Source organism: Chitinimonas violaceus, assembly GCF_052601015.1.
This window is the reverse complement of record NZ_JBQXDJ010000002.1, coordinates 41131-60135: the sequence shown is the minus strand read 5'-3', so window position 1 is coordinate 60135 and position 19005 is coordinate 41131. Positions and strand designations below refer to the sequence as shown.

Genomic DNA, 19005 nt, shown 5'->3' with positions numbered 1-19005 from the left:
GGGTGTTGATGATGCAGGAAAAACTCTCTGCAATGGTGGATGGCGAGTGGGATGACCATGAGCTCGATAAGTTGATTGCTGCCTTCGATGAGGATGAAGCGTGCGCCGGTGCGTGGCGTGACTATCATCTGATTTCCGATGCGCTCAATCAGCAACCTCTATTGTCTGACAATTTTTTAGCCAACTTTTCCGCCCGGTTAGATGCGGAGCCTGTGGTATTGGCGCCAAGTGCAATGCGCAGGCGTGCTATGAAGCCACGTAAGCAATGGGTGGCACTGTCCATGGCGGCTTCTGTTGTCCTGGTGAGCGCTACCGCTTGGTACGTTGACCGTGGGCAGGGTGATACGTCTGCTGTGGTGGTCAATGATTTACAGCCCGCAGCAAATCAACCCCTGGTTGCTACGCGTGCTGCCGACACCGTTAATCCTTATTTGCAAGCGCATCAGGCACTGGTTGGAAATCCCGGTTTCAATCATCGCCCCGTTGTATTGACGGGTGCTGAAGCCGAACGTGTTACCGCTGGCCGTTAATCTTCTATCAGCCTTTACACTTTGCTTGCTAGATACGCCATGAAGCTGCGTTTTGGGTTGTGTAGTCTGCTGCTGGTGGTTTCGGCCCAAGCGGCAGAACTGCTTACAGCGTCCGAGTCTGTCAACTTGCTGCACAGAATGGGGATGGCGGCCCGCTCGCTGAATTACAGTGGGGTCTATGTCTACCAGCATGCCGAGATGTTGGAGACGTTTCGTCTTGTACATGCCTTTGATGCGAGTGGTGAGCAGGAGCGGCGTGAATCGCTCGATGGATTACGGCGTGAATTTGTGCGTACGAACGATCAGATTGTCTGCTACTTGCCGGACAGTAAACCTTTTGTGCTTGATAGACGGGCAGCCAACAAATTCTTCCCTGGCGTGATGCCTGATCAGGCTGCTGATGTACTGAGCAGCTACGCATTCAAACGTTTGGATACAGAGCGCGTGGCTGGCTATGATTGCCAGTCCATACTGATGGAGCCACGCGATAAGTTGCGCCATCCTCATAAACTCTGTGTCGAACCGAGTTCCGGGCTACTGCTTAAGACTACTATGTATTCTACCGGCCGGCGTGAGCCGCTGGAGCAGTTTGCTTTTACCCAATTGGAAATTGGTGGCCAGATCAACAAGCAGCTTTTGAAGTCTGTATTGGCCAGCAAAGCCCTGCCGCTGGAAATGCCTGCTACGCCGGCTGGCCCACGTACTGCGCCTGTGGTTAGTCCGGAACTGAGTACTGCCCAGTTCGTGGTGGATAATCTGCCTGGCGGCTTCCGTTTGGTAACTGAAACCCGTAGTCAAATTCCGGGCAAGTCAGCACCTGTCCTTCACTACCTCTATAGCGATGGTATGGCTACGGTGTCGGTATTTATCGAGCCAGCAGGGAATGGGCCGGTCAGCTTGCCGTTGACTCAAGGAACAGTGAATTTCTTCTCCCGCCAAATTGATGGTTGGCGGATCACTGCACTGGGTGAGGTGCCCCTGCGTACCGTTCAATTGTTTACCCAGGCGTATTCCCAGCGCTGACCTGGTATAGTCAACCAGATTGCCATGCCGCAGTTCGTCCTTCTCTTTCACCGCTCATCCGCTTGTCGGCCGGTTTGTCGCGCCGACTTCTTTGTGCTGGAACTCAACCCAATTTCATTGCTCGAAATCACCGATTGTGTACATGCACAAGCCCGTGATTTCTGAATTTGTCTACCTATCAGCTCGTCAACATAGAAAAAGGATCAAATTATGATGAAAAATAGCCTGTTGACCGCCGCGTTGATTGCTTGTGGTCTTATCGCGTGTACTGAGGCGGCCAGTGTCGCTTCAGCACCTAAACAGGTTGTTGCTACCGCCACTGCGCCTGCGGTTGCTGCCAGCGCCCCCCTCGTGACGGGATTGCCAGACTTTACTGCTTTGGTGGAGCGTGAGGGTAAGGCTGTCGTCAACATCAGCACATCGCAACTGCGGCGTAATGCTCGCAATCAACAGATGCCGGGTTTTGATGGTGATGATCCGTTCGATATTTTCCGACGCTTTGGTTTCCCTGTTCCTCCTCCTAATCAGCGAGGCGCCCCCCCCCGTGAAGAGCGTTCCCAATCACTGGGTTCTGGGTTCATTGTGGAAGCAGATGGTTATGTGTTGACCAATGCGCATGTGGTGGCGGAAGCCGATGAGATTACTGTCAAGCTGGGTGATAAGCGTGAGTTCAAAGCCAAGGTGGTGGGGTCGGATGCGCGTACTGATGTGGCGGTATTGAAGATCGAGGCAAAGGGATTGCCTACCGTGGACCTGGGTTCCAGTGACAAACTGCGTGTTGGCGAGTGGGTTGTGGCCATTGGTTCGCCATTTGGACTGGAAAATACGGTGACAGCGGGCATTGTCAGCGCCAAGGGCCGTAATCTACCGGATGAAAACTATGTACCGTTTATTCAGACCGATGCAGCGGTGAATCCTGGTAACTCGGGCGGCCCACTATTCAATGTTCGTGGTGAGGTTGTCGGAATCAATTCGCAGATATTCAGCCAGTCCGGCGGTTACATGGGCTTGTCATTCGCCATTCCTATTGATGAGGCGATGAAGATAGTCAGCCAGCTCAAATCGACCGGCAAGGTGACCCGTGGCCGTATCGGTGTTGGTATTCAACCTATGACCGATGAATTAGCCGCGAGTTTTGGTCTCAAAGATAACAAAGGTGCGCTGGTGAGCAACGTGGAGGCGGATGGGCCCGCAGCCAAGGCTGGGTTGAAGGCGGGTGACGTAATCCTCAAGTTCAATGGGCGCGAAGTAACGCAGTCTTCCGACTTGCCGCGTATTGTTGGCGAGACAGCCCCAGGTGTCAGTGTGTCGATCGAGGCATTGCGTGATCGCACCCCCAAGACGTTCAAGATCATCGTGGGTGAGCTGGAACAATTGGCCGACGGCCGCTCTGCGCAGCGTGAGCTCAAGCGCGACAGAGGCGGCGCGGATTCGCTGAACAAATCCGGCTTGACGGTTCGTGACGTCGATCCGCGCATGCTCAAGCAGATGGGGTTGAAGTTTGGTCTGCAGGTTATCAATGTACAGGGTGCGGCTGCCCGTGCCGGTATTCAGTCCGGCGATATTCTGATCGGGCTCGGTAGCGAAGAAATCACCTCTTTCAAACAACTTGAGGAGGCTATCAGCAAAGCCAAACCCGGTACGTCGATCCCTCTGCGTTTACGCCGGGGCGAATTGTCGCTTTTTGTGAGCCTCAAATTGCCGGCAAAAGGTGAGTCAACGGATGACTGAGCGGGCATTATTGACGCTGTTTGGTCGAGAGTATTGTGGTCTGTGCCAGCAAATGCGGGAAGAATTGAGTTTGCTGGCACCGGACCTGAATCTGGACGTTATCTGGTTTGATATTGATGACGATGATGTAGCCGAGGCCAAATATAACGATATGGTTCCAGTGTTGACCGGGTTAGCGGATGAGGTGATCTGTTTCTACCATCTGGACCGCAACAAGCTCGAGGCTTATCTCGCCCGTCAGTCCCTTGGTTGATGTAGCAGCCAAGCCTGGTTTAATCCGGTAAAATCCCTGGAAATCAACGTGGGCACGTCGCAACGTGCCCATTTTTCATGCCGGTTTCCAGCTGCTTGTGGCTGGTAAAGTACCTATAGAAGTTTTATGAACCATATCCGCAATTTCTCGATCATCGCTCACATCGACCACGGAAAATCTACCTTGGCCGACCGATTCATTCAATATTGCGGCGGCTTGGAGCTGCGCGAAATGAGTGAGCAGGTCCTTGATTCCATGGATATCGAGAAGGAACGGGGTATTACCATCAAGGCGCAGACCGCAGCGCTGCACTATAAGGCGCGTGATGGACAAATCTACAATCTGAACCTGATTGATACGCCTGGCCACGTGGACTTCAGTTATGAAGTTTCCCGTTCGTTGGCCGCCTGCGAAGGGGCATTGCTGGTTGTGGATGCTTCGCAAGGTGTTGAAGCCCAGACGGTTGCGAATTGCTATACCGCGATTGAGCAGGGTGTGGAAGTGGTGGCGGTATTGAATAAGATCGACCTGCCGGCTGCTGAACCCGAGCGGGTTATCGAAGAGATCGAAGATATTGTCGGCATTGAGGCAACGGATGCTGTGCATGCGTCCGCCAAGAACGGCATAGGCATTGAAGATATTCTTGAAGCCGTTGTGGCCAAGATTCCTGCCCCAGGTGGTAATCCGGAAGGGCCGCTCAAAGCGCTGATTATCGATTCCTGGTTTGACAATTACGTCGGTGTGGTGATGTTGGTCCGGGTGGTGGATGGTGAAGTCAAGCCTAAGGACAAGTTGTTGTTCATGTCTACCAAGGCGCAGCATCTTTGCGAGCAGGTTGGCGTATTTACGCCTAAGTCGATGCAGCGTGATTCGCTCAAGGCTGGTGAGGTGGGTTTTATCATTGCGGGTATCAAGGAACTCGCTTCCGCCAAGGTTGGCGATACGATTACTTTGGTGAAACCTGCGGCAGCTGAGCCTTTGCCCGGTTTCAAAGAGGTGAAGTCACAGGTTTTTGCCGGTCTTTATCCGGTAGAGAGCCATGACTATGATGCGCTTCGCGATTCCTTGGAAAAGCTGAAGCTTAATGATGCGTCGTTGCATTTCGAGCCTGAAGTTTCGCAAGCCCTGGGTTTTGGTTTCCGCTGTGGATTCCTTGGCTTGTTGCACCTGGAAATTGTGCAAGAGCGGCTGGAGCGTGAGTTCGATATGGATCTCATCACCACCGCGCCTACGGTAATCTACCAGTTGCTCCTCAAAGATGGCGAGGTGGTTGAGATTGAAAACCCATCGCGTCTGCCTGAGTTGTCCAAAATCGAGGAAATCCGCGAGCCGATCATCACGGCGACTATTTTGATGCCGCAGGATTATGTTGGCCCAGTGATGACGCTGTGCAACCTTAAACGTGGTGTGCAGAAGAATATGCAGTACATGGGCCGCCAGGTGATGTTGACCTATGAGTTGCCGATGGCTGAAGTGGTGATGGACTTCTTCGATAGACTGAAATCCGTATCACGCGGCTATGCCTCGTTGGACTATGACTTCAAGGAATTCCGTGCTGATGACTTGGTCAAACTTGACGTTCTGGTCAATGGTGAGCGAGTTGATGCGTTGAGCCTGATGGTGCATCGAGCCAATAGCATTTACCGTGGGCGTGAGCTGGTCAGTAAAATGCGTGAGCTGATTCCGCGTCAAATGTTCGATATTGCGATCCAGGCAGCGATTGGCGCACATATTATTGCGCGCGAGACAGTCAAGGCCATGCGTAAAGACGTGTTGGCCAAGTGCTACGGTGGGGATATTTCCCGTAAGCGTAAGCTGCTGGAAAAACAGAAAGCCGGTAAAAAGCGTATGAAGCAGGTTGGTAACGTCGAGATACCACAAGAGGCTTTCCTGGCTATCTTGCAGGTTAGCGACAAATAACAAGACGCCGGGGCGACCCGGCGTTTGAATTTTCCCAGAAGTTTTGCCTGCTCGACACTGCTACCCTGGTCACAAGCTGGGTAGCGCTCAGAACAGGCTGTTACAGCTTAATTGTTTTCTTTCAACGCAACGAAAGCCCTCATGAACTGGACACTGCTAGCGATTGCCGCACTGTTTATTGGCCCTATTCTGATTTGGCGTGCAAGACGTAACGCTCCACCAGTGTTTGATGCGGAGCAAATGAGTGAAAGTGCCCTATGGGGTTATTTCCTGATACTGGTCGGTGCCTGGGGTGTGTTGTCTCAGTTTGCTAACCCAAGTGACTTGTTCTTTCTGGTGATGATGGTTGCCGCCGTTTTGGTGTTATTTGCCAAGTTGCGTGGATATAAGGCCAAAGGTAATGAACGTCCCTTGCCGGATTGGGCTGCATTTGGTTTTTCGAATGCTTTGGTGCTTGCGGCAATCGGAATAGGAAAGACCTTTGTGGTTGAGCCTATGCAGATCCCCTCCAGTTCGATGCGACCTGGTCTGGTGGTTGGTGACTTTATTTTGATTAATAAATTTGCCTATGGTATGCGTATCCCATTCTTGAATGAGACCGTCGTGTCGATTGGAAAACCACAACGCGGTGATGTTGTTGTGTTCCGTTATCCTTTGGATACACGTTTGAATTACATCAAGCGGGTTATCGGCGTCCCTGGCGATAAGGTGGAGTACCGTAATAAGCTATTGACCATTAACGGTGTAAAAGTCGATAGCATACCCGTTGCGGAATACCGTTATTCGGATGGTGGTGAGAGTACAATGCAAGCTGTGCGTATGCGTGAGACATTGGATGGTAAGGCGCACGATACGCTGAATGTCCCCGGTGCTCCTACCTTGATTCCACCGAGTGTGTTGGATTTTCCGGGCCGTGAAGAGTCTTGCCAACACGATGAAACAGGCTTTAGTTGTACAGTGCCTGCAGATAGATACATGATGCTGGGGGATAATCGCGATAACAGCAATGATGGGCGTTATTGGGGATTTGTGCCGGATAACCACTTGGCAGGAAAGGCATTTATGATCTGGATGAATCTGGGTGAGTTGGGCCGTATTGGCACCAAAATCGATTGAACTATTTATGCATATGAAATATATGCAAACAGACACTAAAATAGCGCGAGGCCGGTACGGTTGGCGCGCCGGTTGCACAAAGCGAGGAAAATATGCGTAAACAGTCGGGTCTTACATTTATCACCATGCTCTTGCTGGCTATTGTTTTAGGTGCCGGTTTCATTCTGACTATCAAGTTGATCCCGGTATATACCGAATTTTTTGGGATTAAGGCCGCGATCAAAGCGTTGGTGAAAGAAAAGGGTGGGGCACCTGTTGCAGATATTCGCGAAGCTTTCATGAAACGTGCGGAAATTGAGAATATAAGATCGTTACGTGCAGATGATTTGGATATTGTGCAAGCTCAGGGGGGGACGACGATTGGTGCAGTCTATGATGCATCTGTTCCGCTGGTAGCTAACGCTACTTTAGTGCTTCACTTCGAGTTGGAAGAAAAAGCCGGTGCAGTGGCGGAATAAGGTGAGTGGAGACATTCCCCGGCTTGAAGCGGCGCTTGATTATCGTTTTCGAGAACAGGCGTTGTTGCGTCAGGCGTTGACGCACCGTAGTTTCGGCGTGCCACATAACGAGCGGTTGGAGTTTTTGGGTGACAGTATTCTGAATGCTGTCACCGCTTGGTTGTTGTTCGATGCTTTTCCGGATCGCAGCGAGGGTGAGCTGTCGCGCTTACGCGCCAGCTTAGTCAAGAAAGAGACCTTGGCTGAATTGGCGATCGACCTTGGATTAAGCGAGTATCTGCGTCTGGGCGATGGTGAGGCTCGTAGTGGGGGTTATCAGCGGCCGTCTATATTGGCGGATACTCTGGAAGCTTTGTTCGCCGCCATTTGTCTGGATGGTGGTTTTGATGCAGCCAAACGTTCAGTATCCCGCTTGCTTGGCCCTCGTATTGCAGCAATCGATCCGGAAACCCATGGGAAGGACAGCAAGACCCGCCTCCAGGAATGGTTGCAGGCGCAGCGGCTGGCTTTGCCTGAATATCAGATTGTCAGTCAGCATGGTGAGGCGCACGATCAGCATTTCGTTATTGCTTGCAAAATTCCTGCACTTGATTTGATTTGTCAGGGTGAAGGGGGGAGTCGTCGTGCTGCGGAGCAAGTTGCAGCAACGCGTGCGCTAGCTGAGCTGCCGGTTGTTACTAAAGGAAAGAAATCATGAGTGAAGCCAACGTTTTTCACACGGGCTTCATTGCCATTGTTGGTCGACCCAATGTTGGAAAGTCCACGCTGCTGAACCGTTTAATCGGGCAGAAGATCAGTATTGTTTCCCGTAAGGCACAGACGACCCGACATCGGATTACGGGTATTCGGACGGATGCTGATACACAGTTTATCTTTGTCGATACGCCAGGCTTTCAGACCAAGTACAAGAGTGCGCTCAATGACGCGATGAATCGTGGGGTTACGACCACGTTGTCGGATGTTGATGTGGTGTTGTTTGTCATTGAAGCCAGCAAGTTCGATGAGCGCGATATCGAGGTCATGAAGCTGCTGCCCAAACATCGGCCCGTCATCCTTGTGTTGAATAAAGCAGATCTGCTGAAAGATAAAGGACAGTTGCTCCCCTTTATCCAACGTATGTCTACCCAGTTCCCTTTTCATGCCATCGTCCCTGTTTCTGCCAAAAAGGTAATGAAGGTTGATGTGCTGGTTGATGCCATCAAGCCCTTGCTGCCAGAAGGTGAACCGATGTACGAGGAGGATCAGGTTACCGATCGTAGCGAACGCTTCCTTGCGGCAGAATTGATTCGGGAAAAGATTTTCCGTTTAGTCGGTGATGAACTGCCCTACTCGACGACAGTTGAAATCGAACGTTGGGAAGAGGAAGGCAATCTTCGGCGTATTTTTGCTGCGATTCTGGTCGATCGTGATGCCCAGAAGGCTATCGTCATAGGCCATGAAGGTGAGAAGCTGAAGGAAATCTCCACTCAGGCCCGTACCGATATGGAAAAGATGTTCGGTTCCCGCGTATACCTGGAAGTGTTTGTGAAGGTGAAGAGCGGGTGGGCAGACGATACTCGTTTGGTGCGCCAGTTTGGTTACGAGTAGTTTGTAAGAACCTGTTTACAATCTGTTGCGAGCAGCCGTCAGCAGGGTTTAGGGCCGCACATAAGCCCTAATCACAGTTACGCAGTAAGATCGTAAACAAGCCCTAAGGCTGCTTGAACGTATCTCAGCGATTTAGCTAAATTCGCACATAAATTTATTTACACGTCGAATGGCAGCAACCTCTGCACGCACCAAGGAACGGATCGAAGCCAGTTATTGCTGGTTACTTCATAGCTACCCCTATAAGGAAACCAGCCTCATTATCGAGGTATTCAGTCGCGAGCATGGGCGGGTTGCCATGGTAGCGCGGGGTGCGCGCAGGCCTGCTTCTGCGCTGCGTGGCTGTTTGATGGCGTTTCAGCCTTTGGCCTTGTCCTGGTTCGGTACTGGGGAGTTGAAAACTTTACACGCAGCAGAATGGCAAGGTGGCGTGCCTCAGCTGGCGGGTTTGCCATTGATATGTGGTTTTTACCTGAACGAGTTGTTGCTTAAGTTGTTGCCGCGGGAAGATGCGCATGCCCGTTTGTTGGCCGCTTACGACGCAGCTATCCGTACTTTGGCTGATCAGGGACGATTTGAAGTCGAGCCGATCTTGCGTAAGTTTGAACTGACGTTGCTGCGTGAGCTGGGGTATGGGATTGTGCTCGATTGTGATGCGCAAGGCATGCCGGTGCAGCAGGATGCAACTTATCGCTTTCTTAGCGGCCGGGGCTTGTTGCGAGTGAAGGATGTCGGCTCGGATGGCGGGCTGGTGCTATCAGGGCGCACACTTGTGGCGATGTTGGCGGAGGATTTCTCTGAAACCCAGGTTGCACAACAGGCCAAACAATTGATGCGTATGTTACTCGGGGAGTTGCTTGGCGACATGCCGCTTCATACCCGCCATATTTTGCGTGATCTGCATAAATTATGATCTTTGGCATCGGTACGGATCTGGTTGAGATTGCCCGGATCGAACAAGCCTACCAGCGGCATGGGGCACGTTTCCTGACCCGTGTTTTAGGGCCTGATGAGCGTGCGAATTTTGTAGCAGATGCCAATAGTGGACGATTCCTTGCTAAGCGATGGGCGGCAAAGGAAGCTTTTGCAAAGGCATTGGGAACAGGTATCAGGCCGCCTATTACGTTGGCCGGCATTCAAATTGCTCATGATTCAGGAGGTAAACCTGGGCTTTATTTTGATGCTGCCATTGATGCGTATCTTGCACAACACGCCATTGGTCGAACGCATCTCTCCCTCTCTGATGAACGTACACAGGTGCTTGCATTCGTAGTGTTAGAACTCACAGTTTAAGTACAGCCATGGCGGACATAGGCCGGCTTGCTTATAAAGAATGGTGTGTGGCACCGGTTGGTTATTGACCTACTTGATTTATTTTGGGCTGAATGTGTCAATAGCAAGGCGTTTGTCATAGTAGTGCAAGATGGAGAAAGCTCATGATCGCCATTGAACATAAACCAGTCGGTGTGTTGGCTAGCGTAGTGGGTGAGTTTACTTTGGCTGATTACCGGGAGTTCGAGGAGAACGTGCTCTATGAAGTGAAGTTTCATGGGCAACCCAATCTCCTTTTCGACCTGACCGATATGCTTGGCTATACAGTCGACTTGGTATGGGAAGAGCTTCGTTTTTCGCGTACCCACGGACATCATTTTGGCCGTGTGGCAGTGGTGACGCGGGATGAGTGGGTGACCTGGGCAACCTGGGTGTCCCGATTGTTCATCGATAGCGAAGTTCGTGTTTTTGATGATGGCGCACAGGCAGAAGCATGGCTGTGTGAATCGATAGCGGTGATCGACTGATGCTGAAAATTTTTTCAGGTTTGGTAAAACGTGATGGCGATCCGTTGTCGGATGCGCGTGCCGCAAACCAATGGTTCAAGGATATCAGCCATGAGGATTTGGGTGGTCGCCTTGCTGCGGTGCGCGCCCAACTTGTTACGCTTGTCGGTCGAACGGAATATCACGTTGAGAACCTGCAGGCGTTGTTTGTCATTGACGAGAAGATCCAGCTCACCTATTTGCAGGTTTGCCAGCAGTATGTGCAGAACCCGAGAGCCGGGAAGGCGATCGAAGAGAAGCTGTGGAACGACATCATCGGTTTCTCACGCGATATGTTGGCGGCGTATCAACCTTTCGTTGTAATGGAAGAACTGGTACCCGAAGAAGCGAATGGTTTTCGCCAGATTACAGCCTTAATGCTTGCCCGTGCGCTGCACTATGTGGGTATCCAAGTTAAATGGCACTTCTTCCGTTTTCAGACCCCGCCGGTGCAACTGTGGGCTGCAACTAATCAGCTGTATCGCTTGGCCGAGATCAGTGGGGTTGATTCCGATCCATTCCCGCTTTATCCCAGCGAGGACCCGACACCAACCTCATGTGCTGATGAATTTATCCGCATCCAGATGTTGGCCACGTTGAACAACGGTAACTTCAGCTTGCGTCAGTTCGATTGGGCGGACCGCTGGTTGACCGGCTGGTCCCGTCATGTCCAGATCGAGCGCAAGTGCCGTGAGCAGGTACACCAATACTGTGTGAACCTTACTGAACCCACGGGTCCAGCAAAGATTCATGGCTTTATCGAAGGCGAGATGTTGCGCTTTTGGGGGGTAAGTGAGTTATTGGCCGAGATGAGCCGTACCATGCACCTCTTGGAGGCGGGTGATTCTCCGTCCCGTTTAGGTCTGGGCGATGATGCCCGCATGCCAGCCTGCCTGGACTTTATGCGGCAGCTGGAAATTCTCTGGTCGCGTGAGCGTAATCAGCAAATGGCGCGTGATGAGCGTACGCACGTCAATAAGCTGGTGCAGGTTGTAGCGGGGCTTGACCATATTTTTTCCGCAATACGCTTTGATGATGAGCGCGCCATGGCCAGAGCCACCGCCCGGCATGCGCCAGACAGCGATGAAGTGATGGACATGAAGTTGTATGGCTATGTGACCGAGCGGACGCGGCAGAAGGCCGCCACCATGCAGTCACGTAACTATGCATATGGCAGCAAGGTCAAGGAGATCGAACACACCGACTGGGTGGTGGAGAACCAGTCCGCCGGCGGTTTTGGTGCTGTACTGCCCCTGAATGGCCATGACTGGGTGCGTTTGGGGGTGCTGTTGGCTGTTCGTAATGATGCAAACAGTAATTGGATGATTGCGGTGACGCGCCGTTTGAATCGCATTGATGCGGAACATCTCTATGCCGGGGTGCAAGTGCTTTCCACCACGCCGGTCGCGGCCAGCTTGAAGTCACTGGATGGGGAGAAGCAATCGACAGTCTCGTTCGATGGTGGTATTGATACGTTGGGGCTTACCGCACCGAAGAGCGCGCTATACATCCCTTATGTTGGCGATGGAAAGCGGATGAACAGCTTGCTGATACACGCGGCAGACTATGCGCCTGCCAAGATTTATCAGGTGGCGGCACGGGAGAAGGTATTCATGGTGCGTATCAATGAAACTCTGGAAAAGGGACCTGACTGGGTATGGGCATCGGTTGAGGTGCTGCGCCGGGACATATGACAGTAAAACGTTCAAAAACAAATAGGCCGATTTCATAAATCGGCCTATTTGTTTTTGAGCTGACAGGCTAGCCAGCTATACGGGCTTTGAGCCAAGCCCCAATCGCTTCGATTTCCTCGGTACAAACAGAATGCGGCATTCTGTAACTGTGCCAATCGACGGTCCGTGAAGATTGCGCTACCACGTTTTTGGCGGCTTCGCCCAGCACAAAGGGCACGATAGGGTCCTGCAATCCGTGTGCTGCGAAAACCGGGGTGTCTCTATTGGCGGGGTGGGTCTCGGCGTCTAGCAGTGCTGCAGAGGGAATATAGGTCGATAGGGCGATCAGACCCGCGAGCTTATCGGGGTGGGTAAGGCCGGTGCTGTATACCATTGCACCACCTTGGGAGAAGCCTGCCAGGAAGATACGATGGTTGGGAATGCCCCGTTTGTTTTCCCGCTCGATCAGCGCCCGGACCGCCTCGCGGCTTTTGCGGATGCCTGCTTCATCCACACGGCGGCTGATGGAGTCCAGTTCCAGGATGTCGTACCAAGCGCGCATGACATAACCGTTGTTGCAGGTCACCGGTATCATCTCCGCATGTGGAAAGACAAACCGCACGCCGGGGGCATCAGCCAAGCCTAACTCAGGTACTACCGGCACGAAGTCGTTGCCATCTGCACCCAGGCCATGCATCCAGATGACGGCCCATTCAGGCTTTGGCTTGGTTTCAATCTCGATCATTTCCAGTAGTGTGCTCATGCACGTAGATCCTTCACTTGTTGGTAGCGAAAGCAGCTGACAGCATGGTCATTGACCAGGCCGCTGGCCTGCATATAGGCGTAGATAATGGTGGAGCCGACGAACTTGAATCCCCGTTTGGCCAGGTCCTTGGAAATCTGGTCTGATATTGCAGTCTTGGTGGGTGCATGTCGGTAGTCGGCAAACGCATTCTGGATTGGCTGGCCCTCAACGTAAGCCCATAGGTAGCTATCAAGCGTCAACCCGCTTTCACGCAGGCGAAGATAAGCCTTGGCGTTATTGATTGCCGCGGCCACCTTGAGCCTGTTGCGTACGATAGCCGGGTTCGCCAACAGCTCTGCCACTTTGGCGTCGTCATAACGGGCCACGGTTTCCGCATCCCAGTTCGCGAAAGCCTGTCGATAACCTTCACGTTTGTTCAGAATGGTTTCCCACGAAAGACCAGCCTGTGCACCTTCCAGGTTGAGCATCTCGAACAGGCGGACTTCATCGTGATTTGGCACACCCCATTCCTCGTCGTGGTAGGCGATGTATAGGGGGTTCTTGGGGTTTGCCCAGTTACAGCGGCAAGGTTCTGTCATGGGTACTCCGCTTGCTTGGGCAACGTCAATGGCGGTACCTTCTGCCCCCGTAGCGGGGCGATAGGCTCAGTTTGCAGCTTATCGTTAAGGTAGCGGATGGCAGCATCCAATTGGCGATCCTCTCCTAGGAACGTGGCATGGGGAGGATTATCCACTTCAATATCAGGTTCCACGCCCACGCCTTCGATCAACCAGCGGCCGTCCATCCCGAATTGGCCGGTTTGGGCTACCCGAGGCTTGCCTTCATCGATCAGACGGTTGTTGTCCGATAGCCAAACGCCCGCACCGGCTGTGCGGTTGCCGATGACAGGCCCGAGTTTAAGCGCCTTGACGCCCGCGGCGAAGGTTTCGCCATCGGAATAGGTCAGCGCATCAGTCAACACCACAAGATGGCCACGAAACGTTTGCTGCATATTGGTGTAAGGTCCGACACCCGGCGGTGCCCAGAATGCCCAGGCACGACGTAATAGTTTTTCGATTACCCAGCTGTCGATGTTGCCACCATTATTGCGGCGTACATCGATGATCAGCCCTTCGCGATCGTACTGGGCATAGAACTCACGGGCAAAGCTGGCGATATCGTTGCTACCCATGGCGCGTAGGTGCAGATAACCCATCCGCCCTTTACTGGCCTGTTGTACTGCGGATAGGCGGCTTTGCTCCCAGTCGGTGTATCTGAGCGAAGCCTGCTGGCGTGGATTTAATGGAACCACCACGCGCTTAACCCTGGTTTTACCGCGTTGTACTTCGAGCAAAATCTGCTGCCCAGCCTGGTTGCGCAACAGGTCGGATAAATCCCGGCTGTCGGCGGCGGTGCGCCCGTTGATACTGACGACGATGTCTCCTTCACGTACATCTACGCCTGGCGCTTGCAGGGGTGACCGCTCGGTCGGCAACTCAGCCTCGCTGTGGTAGATGCGCGCCACTTTCCAGCCCTGTGTTACGCGCTCCATCAAAGCACCCAGGCCAGCAGCTGCGACGGTGTCGTCAATGTTACGCATCTCGCCGGGAAGGATCTGCGAATGCAGCGTACTGACTTCACCGATCATCTGTGCAAGAAGATCATCCAGTTCAGCCCGGTCGGCAACCCGCGGCAACAGCGGCGCATATTTGTCCTGCATCGCCGGCCAGTTCACACCGCGCATATCTCGGTCGAACAGGGTGTCGCGGTGGGTACGCCAGGCATCGGCAAACATCTGCTGCCATTCCTGGCGCGGCTCGATTTGCAAACGCCAGTCACCGAACCGCACGACAGCCTTGGCTAGCTCATTGGGGACTTTCGAGCCAGCCGGCACAATCAGCATTTCTCCGCCATCATCACCGCCTTTGCGGTAGAACAGCTTTTTTCTGTCCTGCGACAGTGCATACTCGCGCACTTCACTCGCAAAGACTTCGGGCTTGGGGTTCGTGTTTTCGAGCGCCAAAGTTTTCAGCTGAGCCTTGCCGTCATCACCTTCCAGGTAATACAGGCGTTTGTCATCGACATTCACTGAACTGTAGTTGCTGGCGGGAAGCGGCACTTCATATAACCGGGTCGCCAAGCCTTCCCAAACGATGTCGGGCAGCTTGCTCGGCTTGTCTTTGGCAGATTTGTTACTTACTGGTTTGTTGTCTTCATGCTCATCGTTGTCCGATGACTTCTTGTCAGTGTTCAGTTCATCCTTGGGCTGAAATGGAAAGCGGTTGTCTGGCTGCAAAGCCAATGCATACACCTTGCTCCGCTTATCGAAGTAGGGCCCTAGATTACGATCCCCCCAAGGAGTACGGTTGACGAGATTGAAGCTGCGGTCGGACAGGAAATACAGCCAACGGCCATCAGGGCTGAATGCGGGTGAGCCGGTATCGTACTTGTCGCTGGTCAGCCACGCGGTTTGCCTGCCGGGCAGTGAATATATGGCCAGTTGGTTGAGTCCTCGTGAATTATTGCTGCGTATAAACGCCAGATTACGGCTGTCGGGCGACCAGACGACTTCGCCGTATTCGTCGGTATTTGCACTGCTGCCATCATCGATGATCTGATTCTTGCGGCTGGTCAGGTCCAGCAGCCATAGCCGGCCTCGTCTGTCGGTATGGGCGAGCGCTTTACCATTGGGCGAGGGGTACAGATTGGCACGATGGATATTGCCGTCATGTGTCAGTTGCTCGGCCCCGGCACTCCCGTCACTGGGAAATCGCCAGATTTCCTGTTCTCCGCTGGCATCGCTGATGGCGTAGACCCATTTTCCATCGGGGCTGACGGCGGCTTGCCAAAGACGGCTGCCGGCAGGGCGTGCCAATTCGACCCGTCGTAATGTGCCGGTTCCTGCCAGAGCAACCTGACCACGTGCCGTTACCGCTATCCGCTCGCCATCGGGTGAGAAGCGGGTGCTGCTTAGATAACGCAGCGGCTTTTCCAGCCAACGGGTTCTTTGCTGGTCGAAGTCGGACACAAGCTGGATATCCACCATCTGGTCCTGTTGGCTGACCAAATCGAACACCCGTATATCCGCCCCGAGCTGGTAGCTGACTTTGCCTTGCCCCAGCGATGCCGTACGGATGTCAAAGTCCTGATGTCGAGTAAGCTGGCGCATATCGGTGCCATCGGCAGCCATTGACCATAGGTTGTCGCGCCCGCTGCGATCGCTGACCACAAGCAGTCGGCCTTGCCACCACATCGGACGACGCACATTGGCGTCCTGCGGGCCGATACGTTCCGCTTCGCCATTGCCATCGAGCCGGTAGCGCCAAAGCTGTGCCATGGCGCCGCCACGGTAGGCGCGTGCATTGTCGCCGGTCAAGGCAAGCCCAAAGCGTACGAAATAAATCGTTTCGCCACGCTCATCGAGCACCGCATCATTGGCGTCCGCCAAAGGAAAGACCCGGCGGGTCAGCGTATTGGGGTCAACGGCCACCACAATACGCAAGGACGAGGGGCCGCTCTCATGTTGTGCACTCAGCAGGACTTCGCCGCGGGGGGTCCATCCGAGTGCGAGAGACCGGCTGTTTTCAAAGCTGACGCGTTTGGGCAGACCGCCAGTCACGGGCATGACGTAAACCTCTGTCGCACCCTCGTAGTTGGCTGAAAAAGCCAACCAACGCCCATCGGGAGAGATGGCGGCGCGGCTTTCCTCTGCCATATGGGAAGTAAGCCGCTGGGCTGTGCCGCCTGTTGCGTTGGCAAGCCACAAGTCCCCCTCGGCAGTGAAAACCAGTTTGTCCTGGTGGATCGTGGGGAAACGGAAATAACCGCTGGTGGCTGCCACGGTGTGTATGGAAAGTAACAAGCCCGTCAGGCCTGCGACAAGGCGTGACGACGTCATCGTCAGTTCCTTCTTTTTGTTTTGTTTAGCTGCTGATCAGAGATTGCAACGCGTACGATCCGGTGTTTAAACCGCTACTGCCCCTTTGATGGCAGGGTGACTTTCGTAAGCTTCCAACACAAAGTCTTCATACTTGAAGCTGAAGATATCCTTCACATCCGGATTCAGCTTCATCGTGGGCAAGGGCAGTGGTTGGCGTGACAGCTGTAGCCGTACCTGTTCCATATGGTTGGAATAGATATGGCAGTCGCCGCCGGTCCAGATGAATTCACCCGGCTTCAAGCCGCAAACCTGGGCAACCATCAGCACCAACAGCGAATAGGAGGCGATATTGAATGGCACGCCCAGGAAAAGATCGGCGGAGCGCTGGTACAGCTGGCAGCTGAGTTTTCCATCTGCGACATAGAACTGGAAGAACGCGTGGCAAGGCGGCAGCGCCATGTTGTCGATCTCGCCGACATTCCAGGCGGAGACAATCAAACGCCGGGAATCCGGCGTCCGCTTTATCTGTTCTATCACCTGGGTGATCTGGTCGATATGCCGGCCATCTGCTGTAGGCCAGCTACGCCATTGCACACCGTAAACGGGACCCAGGTTACCTTCAGCATCGGCCCATTCATCCCAGATGCTTACGCCGTTCTCTTTCAGGTAGCTGATATTGCTGTCACCCCGCAGAAACCAAAGGAGTTCATGGATGATGGACTTGAGGTGGACTTTCTTGGTGGTGACCAGCGGAAAGCCGTGTGACAGATCGAAGCGCATCTGGTGCCCAAATACCGATTTGGTGCCGGTACCAGTACGGTCGGTTTTTTCGGTGCCGTGGTCGATGACGTGCTGAAGGAGGTTCAGATAGTTTTGCATTGTGAATGTATCCAGGAATTACCCCGTATCTTACCAGTCGGCGAGGGGGATGACAGGCTTGTGGCAAATGCGGACAAGGTACTGAACCACAGCAGAAAATATTCCCAATTCAAGCTTTCTGCGTGGTCTAATACGCGCTCGAAAATCCAGTGTTCAAACGCTTAGAACCCAATTTCATAGGGTGGCCTATTTCCAATAGGGTCACCCTTGTTTCATGCTTTTCCGGAGTCCCCATTCACATGGCCCACTTCTGCATCAAGCCGACTGTGCTCGGCAGCGTACTTGGCTTGTTGTCTGTCACTGCTGCGTATGCTGCAGGCACCGTGAACGTCTACAACTACAACGACTACATTGCGCCAGACACGATTGCCAATTTCGAGAAGGCCTCAGGCCTCAAAGTAAAGTACGACTTGTTTGACAGTGTCGAAACGCTGCAGTCGAAACTGCTGACTGGCAAATCGGGTTATGACGTGGTCTATCCGTCGGCCGACTACGCAGGCAAGTGGATACAGGCCAGCATTTTTCAGCCTATCGACAAGACCAAGCTACCCAATCTGGCCAACCTGAATCCAGAATTCCTGAAGAAACTGGAGACGGTAGACCCGGGTAATAAGTTCCTGGTGCCCTATATGTGGGGCACCATGGCATTTGGCATCAATGCAGACAAGGTGAAGAAGGCGTTGGGTAATGAGCCGATGCCGGCAGACCAATGGGAGCTGCTTTTTAATCCCAAGTACACCAGTAAGCTCAAGAGCTGCGGTATTTCGTTCATCACCATGACGAAGAATCTATTCGCCATGTTGAACATCTATAACGGCAAGCCGGCCAATGACTTTTCCAAGGCCAACGTGGCGGCTTCGCTTGAGACCTTGAAGGCCGTACGCAAGGACGTGCGGGTATTTAATGACTCTCCCATCGATTTGTTGGCCAATGGCGATGTGTGCGTAGCGATGGCGTACAACGGAGATGTGTACATTGCCCGTGATCGCGCCGCAGCTGCCAAGAAGCCACAGAATGTTGAGTACGTGGTCCCCAACAAAGGCACCATCATGTGGTTGGATGTGATGGCGATTCCGAAAGACAGCAAGAATGCGGAAAGCGCCCACAAGTGGATCAACAATATTCTCGACCCCAAGGTGGTGGCTGCGATCTCGAATACGGTGAGCTACGCGAACCCGAATGCCAAGGCGACTGCCTTGGTCAACAAGAAGATCAGTGGCGATATCAAGATCTATCCCGCTGCTGACGCGCTACAGAAGCTTCAGCCATTGGCAGTGATCGACCAGCCGACGCAAATGACGTTGACCAAGGCGTTCAACCAGTTCAAGACCGCCAAGTAGGTCCGATGCCCCCCATAAAAACGGCCAGGTTACTCTGGCCGTTTTTTATTGCC

18 protein-coding genes are annotated in these 19005 nt (G+C 53.2%); 14 read left to right on the top strand and 4 right to left on the bottom strand.

The window, feature by feature from the left end; all coding sequences use genetic code 11:
* Positions 1-8: 8 nt before the first annotated feature.
* The 13 genes from ACUHMQ_RS01305 to ACUHMQ_RS01245 all read left to right on the top strand — a co-directional run bounded on the left by ACUHMQ_RS01305 (position 9) and on the right by ACUHMQ_RS01245 (position 12129).
* Positions 9-530, top strand: a complete 522-nt coding sequence (locus ACUHMQ_RS01305) for a sigma-E factor negative regulatory protein (protein ID WP_445293634.1) — start codon at positions 9-11, stop codon at positions 528-530.
* 39 nt (positions 531-569) lie between these two features.
* A complete protein-coding gene (locus ACUHMQ_RS01300) occupies positions 570-1553 on the top strand; it encodes a MucB/RseB family sigma factor regulatory protein (protein ID WP_445293633.1) in 984 nt (327 codons plus the stop codon).
* 210 nt (positions 1554-1763) lie between these two features.
* Positions 1764-3284, top strand: coding sequence for a DegQ family serine endoprotease (locus tag ACUHMQ_RS01295; protein ID WP_445293632.1), 1521 nt, complete (start codon positions 1764-1766; stop codon positions 3282-3284).
* Positions 3277-3537 (top strand): glutaredoxin family protein, encoded by a 261-nt coding sequence (locus ACUHMQ_RS01290; protein ID WP_445293631.1) that lies wholly within the window; start codon positions 3277-3279, stop codon positions 3535-3537. Before ACUHMQ_RS01295 ends, ACUHMQ_RS01290 begins: the two co-directional genes overlap by 8 nt.
* 126 nt (positions 3538-3663) lie before the next feature.
* A complete protein-coding gene (gene lepA, locus ACUHMQ_RS01285; protein ID WP_445293630.1) occupies positions 3664-5457 on the top strand; it encodes a translation elongation factor 4 in 1794 nt (597 codons plus the stop codon).
* Between the two features lie 141 nt (positions 5458-5598).
* Complete coding sequence (gene lepB, locus ACUHMQ_RS01280; protein ID WP_445293629.1) at positions 5599-6573, top strand: signal peptidase I; 975 nt, start codon at positions 5599-5601, stop codon at positions 6571-6573.
* A gap of 92 nt (positions 6574-6665) precedes the next feature.
* Positions 6666-7031, top strand: coding sequence for a DUF4845 domain-containing protein (locus ACUHMQ_RS01275; protein WP_445293628.1), 366 nt, complete (start codon positions 6666-6668; stop codon positions 7029-7031).
* A complete protein-coding gene (rnc, locus tag ACUHMQ_RS01270) occupies positions 7015-7728 on the top strand; it encodes a ribonuclease III (protein ID WP_445293627.1) in 714 nt (237 codons plus the stop codon). Before ACUHMQ_RS01275 ends, rnc begins: the two co-directional genes overlap by 17 nt.
* On the top strand, positions 7725-8618 hold the full coding sequence (era, locus tag ACUHMQ_RS01265) for a GTPase Era (protein WP_445293626.1): 894 nt from the start codon (positions 7725-7727) through the stop codon (positions 8616-8618). The genes rnc and era overlap by 4 nt, the downstream gene beginning before the upstream one ends.
* Positions 8619-8787: 169 nt before the next feature.
* Positions 8788-9531 (top strand): DNA repair protein RecO, encoded by a 744-nt coding sequence (gene recO / locus ACUHMQ_RS01260; protein ID WP_445293625.1) that lies wholly within the window; start codon positions 8788-8790, stop codon positions 9529-9531.
* Positions 9528-9911, top strand: a complete 384-nt coding sequence (gene acpS / locus ACUHMQ_RS01255; protein ID WP_445293624.1) for a holo-ACP synthase — start codon at positions 9528-9530, stop codon at positions 9909-9911. The genes recO and acpS overlap by 4 nt, the downstream gene beginning before the upstream one ends.
* Positions 9912-10054: 143 nt before the next feature.
* Positions 10055-10417 (top strand): SpoIIAA family protein, encoded by a 363-nt coding sequence (locus tag ACUHMQ_RS01250; protein ID WP_445293623.1) that lies wholly within the window; start codon positions 10055-10057, stop codon positions 10415-10417.
* Entirely contained in the window at positions 10417-12129 is a 1713-nt protein-coding gene (locus ACUHMQ_RS01245) for a cyclic-di-GMP receptor FimW-related protein (protein ID WP_445293622.1), read from the top strand. The genes ACUHMQ_RS01250 and ACUHMQ_RS01245 overlap by 1 nt, the downstream gene beginning before the upstream one ends.
* Positions 12130-12196: 67 nt before the next feature.
* On the opposite strand, the gene ACUHMQ_RS01240 is transcribed toward ACUHMQ_RS01245, so the two are convergent.
* The 4 genes from ACUHMQ_RS01240 to ACUHMQ_RS01225 form a co-directional block, all read right to left on the bottom strand.
* Positions 12197-12871, bottom strand: coding sequence for an alpha/beta hydrolase (locus ACUHMQ_RS01240; RefSeq protein ID WP_445293621.1), 675 nt, complete (start codon positions 12869-12871; stop codon positions 12197-12199).
* Entirely contained in the window at positions 12868-13452 is a 585-nt protein-coding gene (locus ACUHMQ_RS01235) for a DNA-3-methyladenine glycosylase I (RefSeq protein WP_445293620.1), read from the bottom strand. Before ACUHMQ_RS01235 ends, ACUHMQ_RS01240 begins: the two co-directional genes overlap by 4 nt.
* Positions 13449-16751, bottom strand: coding sequence for a S41 family peptidase (locus tag ACUHMQ_RS01230; RefSeq protein WP_445293619.1), 3303 nt, complete (start codon positions 16749-16751; stop codon positions 13449-13451). Before ACUHMQ_RS01230 ends, ACUHMQ_RS01235 begins: the two co-directional genes overlap by 4 nt.
* 66 nt (positions 16752-16817) lie before the next feature.
* Positions 16818-17612: a thymidylate synthase gene (locus ACUHMQ_RS01225; protein WP_445293618.1), complete on the bottom strand. Its 795-nt coding sequence runs from the start codon at positions 17610-17612 to the stop codon at positions 16818-16820.
* Positions 17613-17851: 239 nt separating this feature from the next.
* Between ACUHMQ_RS01225 and ACUHMQ_RS01220 the strand changes: the two genes are divergently transcribed.
* Positions 17852-18952 (top strand): extracellular solute-binding protein, encoded by a 1101-nt coding sequence (locus ACUHMQ_RS01220; protein ID WP_445293617.1) that lies wholly within the window; start codon positions 17852-17854, stop codon positions 18950-18952.
* Positions 18953-19005: the final 53 nt, after the last annotated feature.

Bases quoted from the DNA above. Each gene is read 5' to 3' on its own strand.
- ACUHMQ_RS01225 (WP_445293618.1), bottom strand. From the start codon at position 17,612: ATGCAAAACTATCTGAACCTCCTTCAGCACGTCATCGACCACGGCACC.
- ACUHMQ_RS01275 (WP_445293628.1), top strand. From the start codon at position 6,666: ATGCGTAAACAGTCGGGTCTTACATTTATCACCATGCTCTTGCTGGCT.
- ACUHMQ_RS01235 (WP_445293620.1), bottom strand. From the start codon at position 13,452: ATGACAGAACCTTGCCGCTGTAACTGGGCAAACCCCAAGAACCCCCTA.
- ACUHMQ_RS01230 (WP_445293619.1), bottom strand. From the start codon at position 16,751: ATGACGTCGTCACGCCTTGTCGCAGGCCTGACGGGCTTGTTACTTTCC.
- acpS (WP_445293624.1), top strand. From the start codon at position 9,528: ATGATCTTTGGCATCGGTACGGATCTGGTTGAGATTGCCCGGATCGAA.
- lepB (WP_445293629.1), top strand. From the start codon at position 5,599: ATGAACTGGACACTGCTAGCGATTGCCGCACTGTTTATTGGCCCTATT.
- ACUHMQ_RS01300 (WP_445293633.1), top strand. From the start codon at position 570: ATGAAGCTGCGTTTTGGGTTGTGTAGTCTGCTGCTGGTGGTTTCGGCC.
- recO (WP_445293625.1), top strand. From the start codon at position 8,788: ATGGCAGCAACCTCTGCACGCACCAAGGAACGGATCGAAGCCAGTTAT.
- ACUHMQ_RS01305 (WP_445293634.1), top strand. From the start codon at position 9: ATGATGCAGGAAAAACTCTCTGCAATGGTGGATGGCGAGTGGGATGAC.
- ACUHMQ_RS01240 (WP_445293621.1), bottom strand. From the start codon at position 12,871: ATGAGCACACTACTGGAAATGATCGAGATTGAAACCAAGCCAAAGCCT.
- ACUHMQ_RS01220 (WP_445293617.1), top strand. From the start codon at position 17,852: ATGGCCCACTTCTGCATCAAGCCGACTGTGCTCGGCAGCGTACTTGGC.
- ACUHMQ_RS01245 (WP_445293622.1), top strand. From the start codon at position 10,417: ATGCTGAAAATTTTTTCAGGTTTGGTAAAACGTGATGGCGATCCGTTG.
- ACUHMQ_RS01250 (WP_445293623.1), top strand. From the start codon at position 10,055: ATGATCGCCATTGAACATAAACCAGTCGGTGTGTTGGCTAGCGTAGTG.
- ACUHMQ_RS01295 (WP_445293632.1), top strand. From the start codon at position 1,764: ATGATGAAAAATAGCCTGTTGACCGCCGCGTTGATTGCTTGTGGTCTT.
- ACUHMQ_RS01290 (WP_445293631.1), top strand. From the start codon at position 3,277: ATGACTGAGCGGGCATTATTGACGCTGTTTGGTCGAGAGTATTGTGGT.
- era (WP_445293626.1), top strand. From the start codon at position 7,725: ATGAGTGAAGCCAACGTTTTTCACACGGGCTTCATTGCCATTGTTGGT.
- lepA (WP_445293630.1), top strand. From the start codon at position 3,664: ATGAACCATATCCGCAATTTCTCGATCATCGCTCACATCGACCACGGA.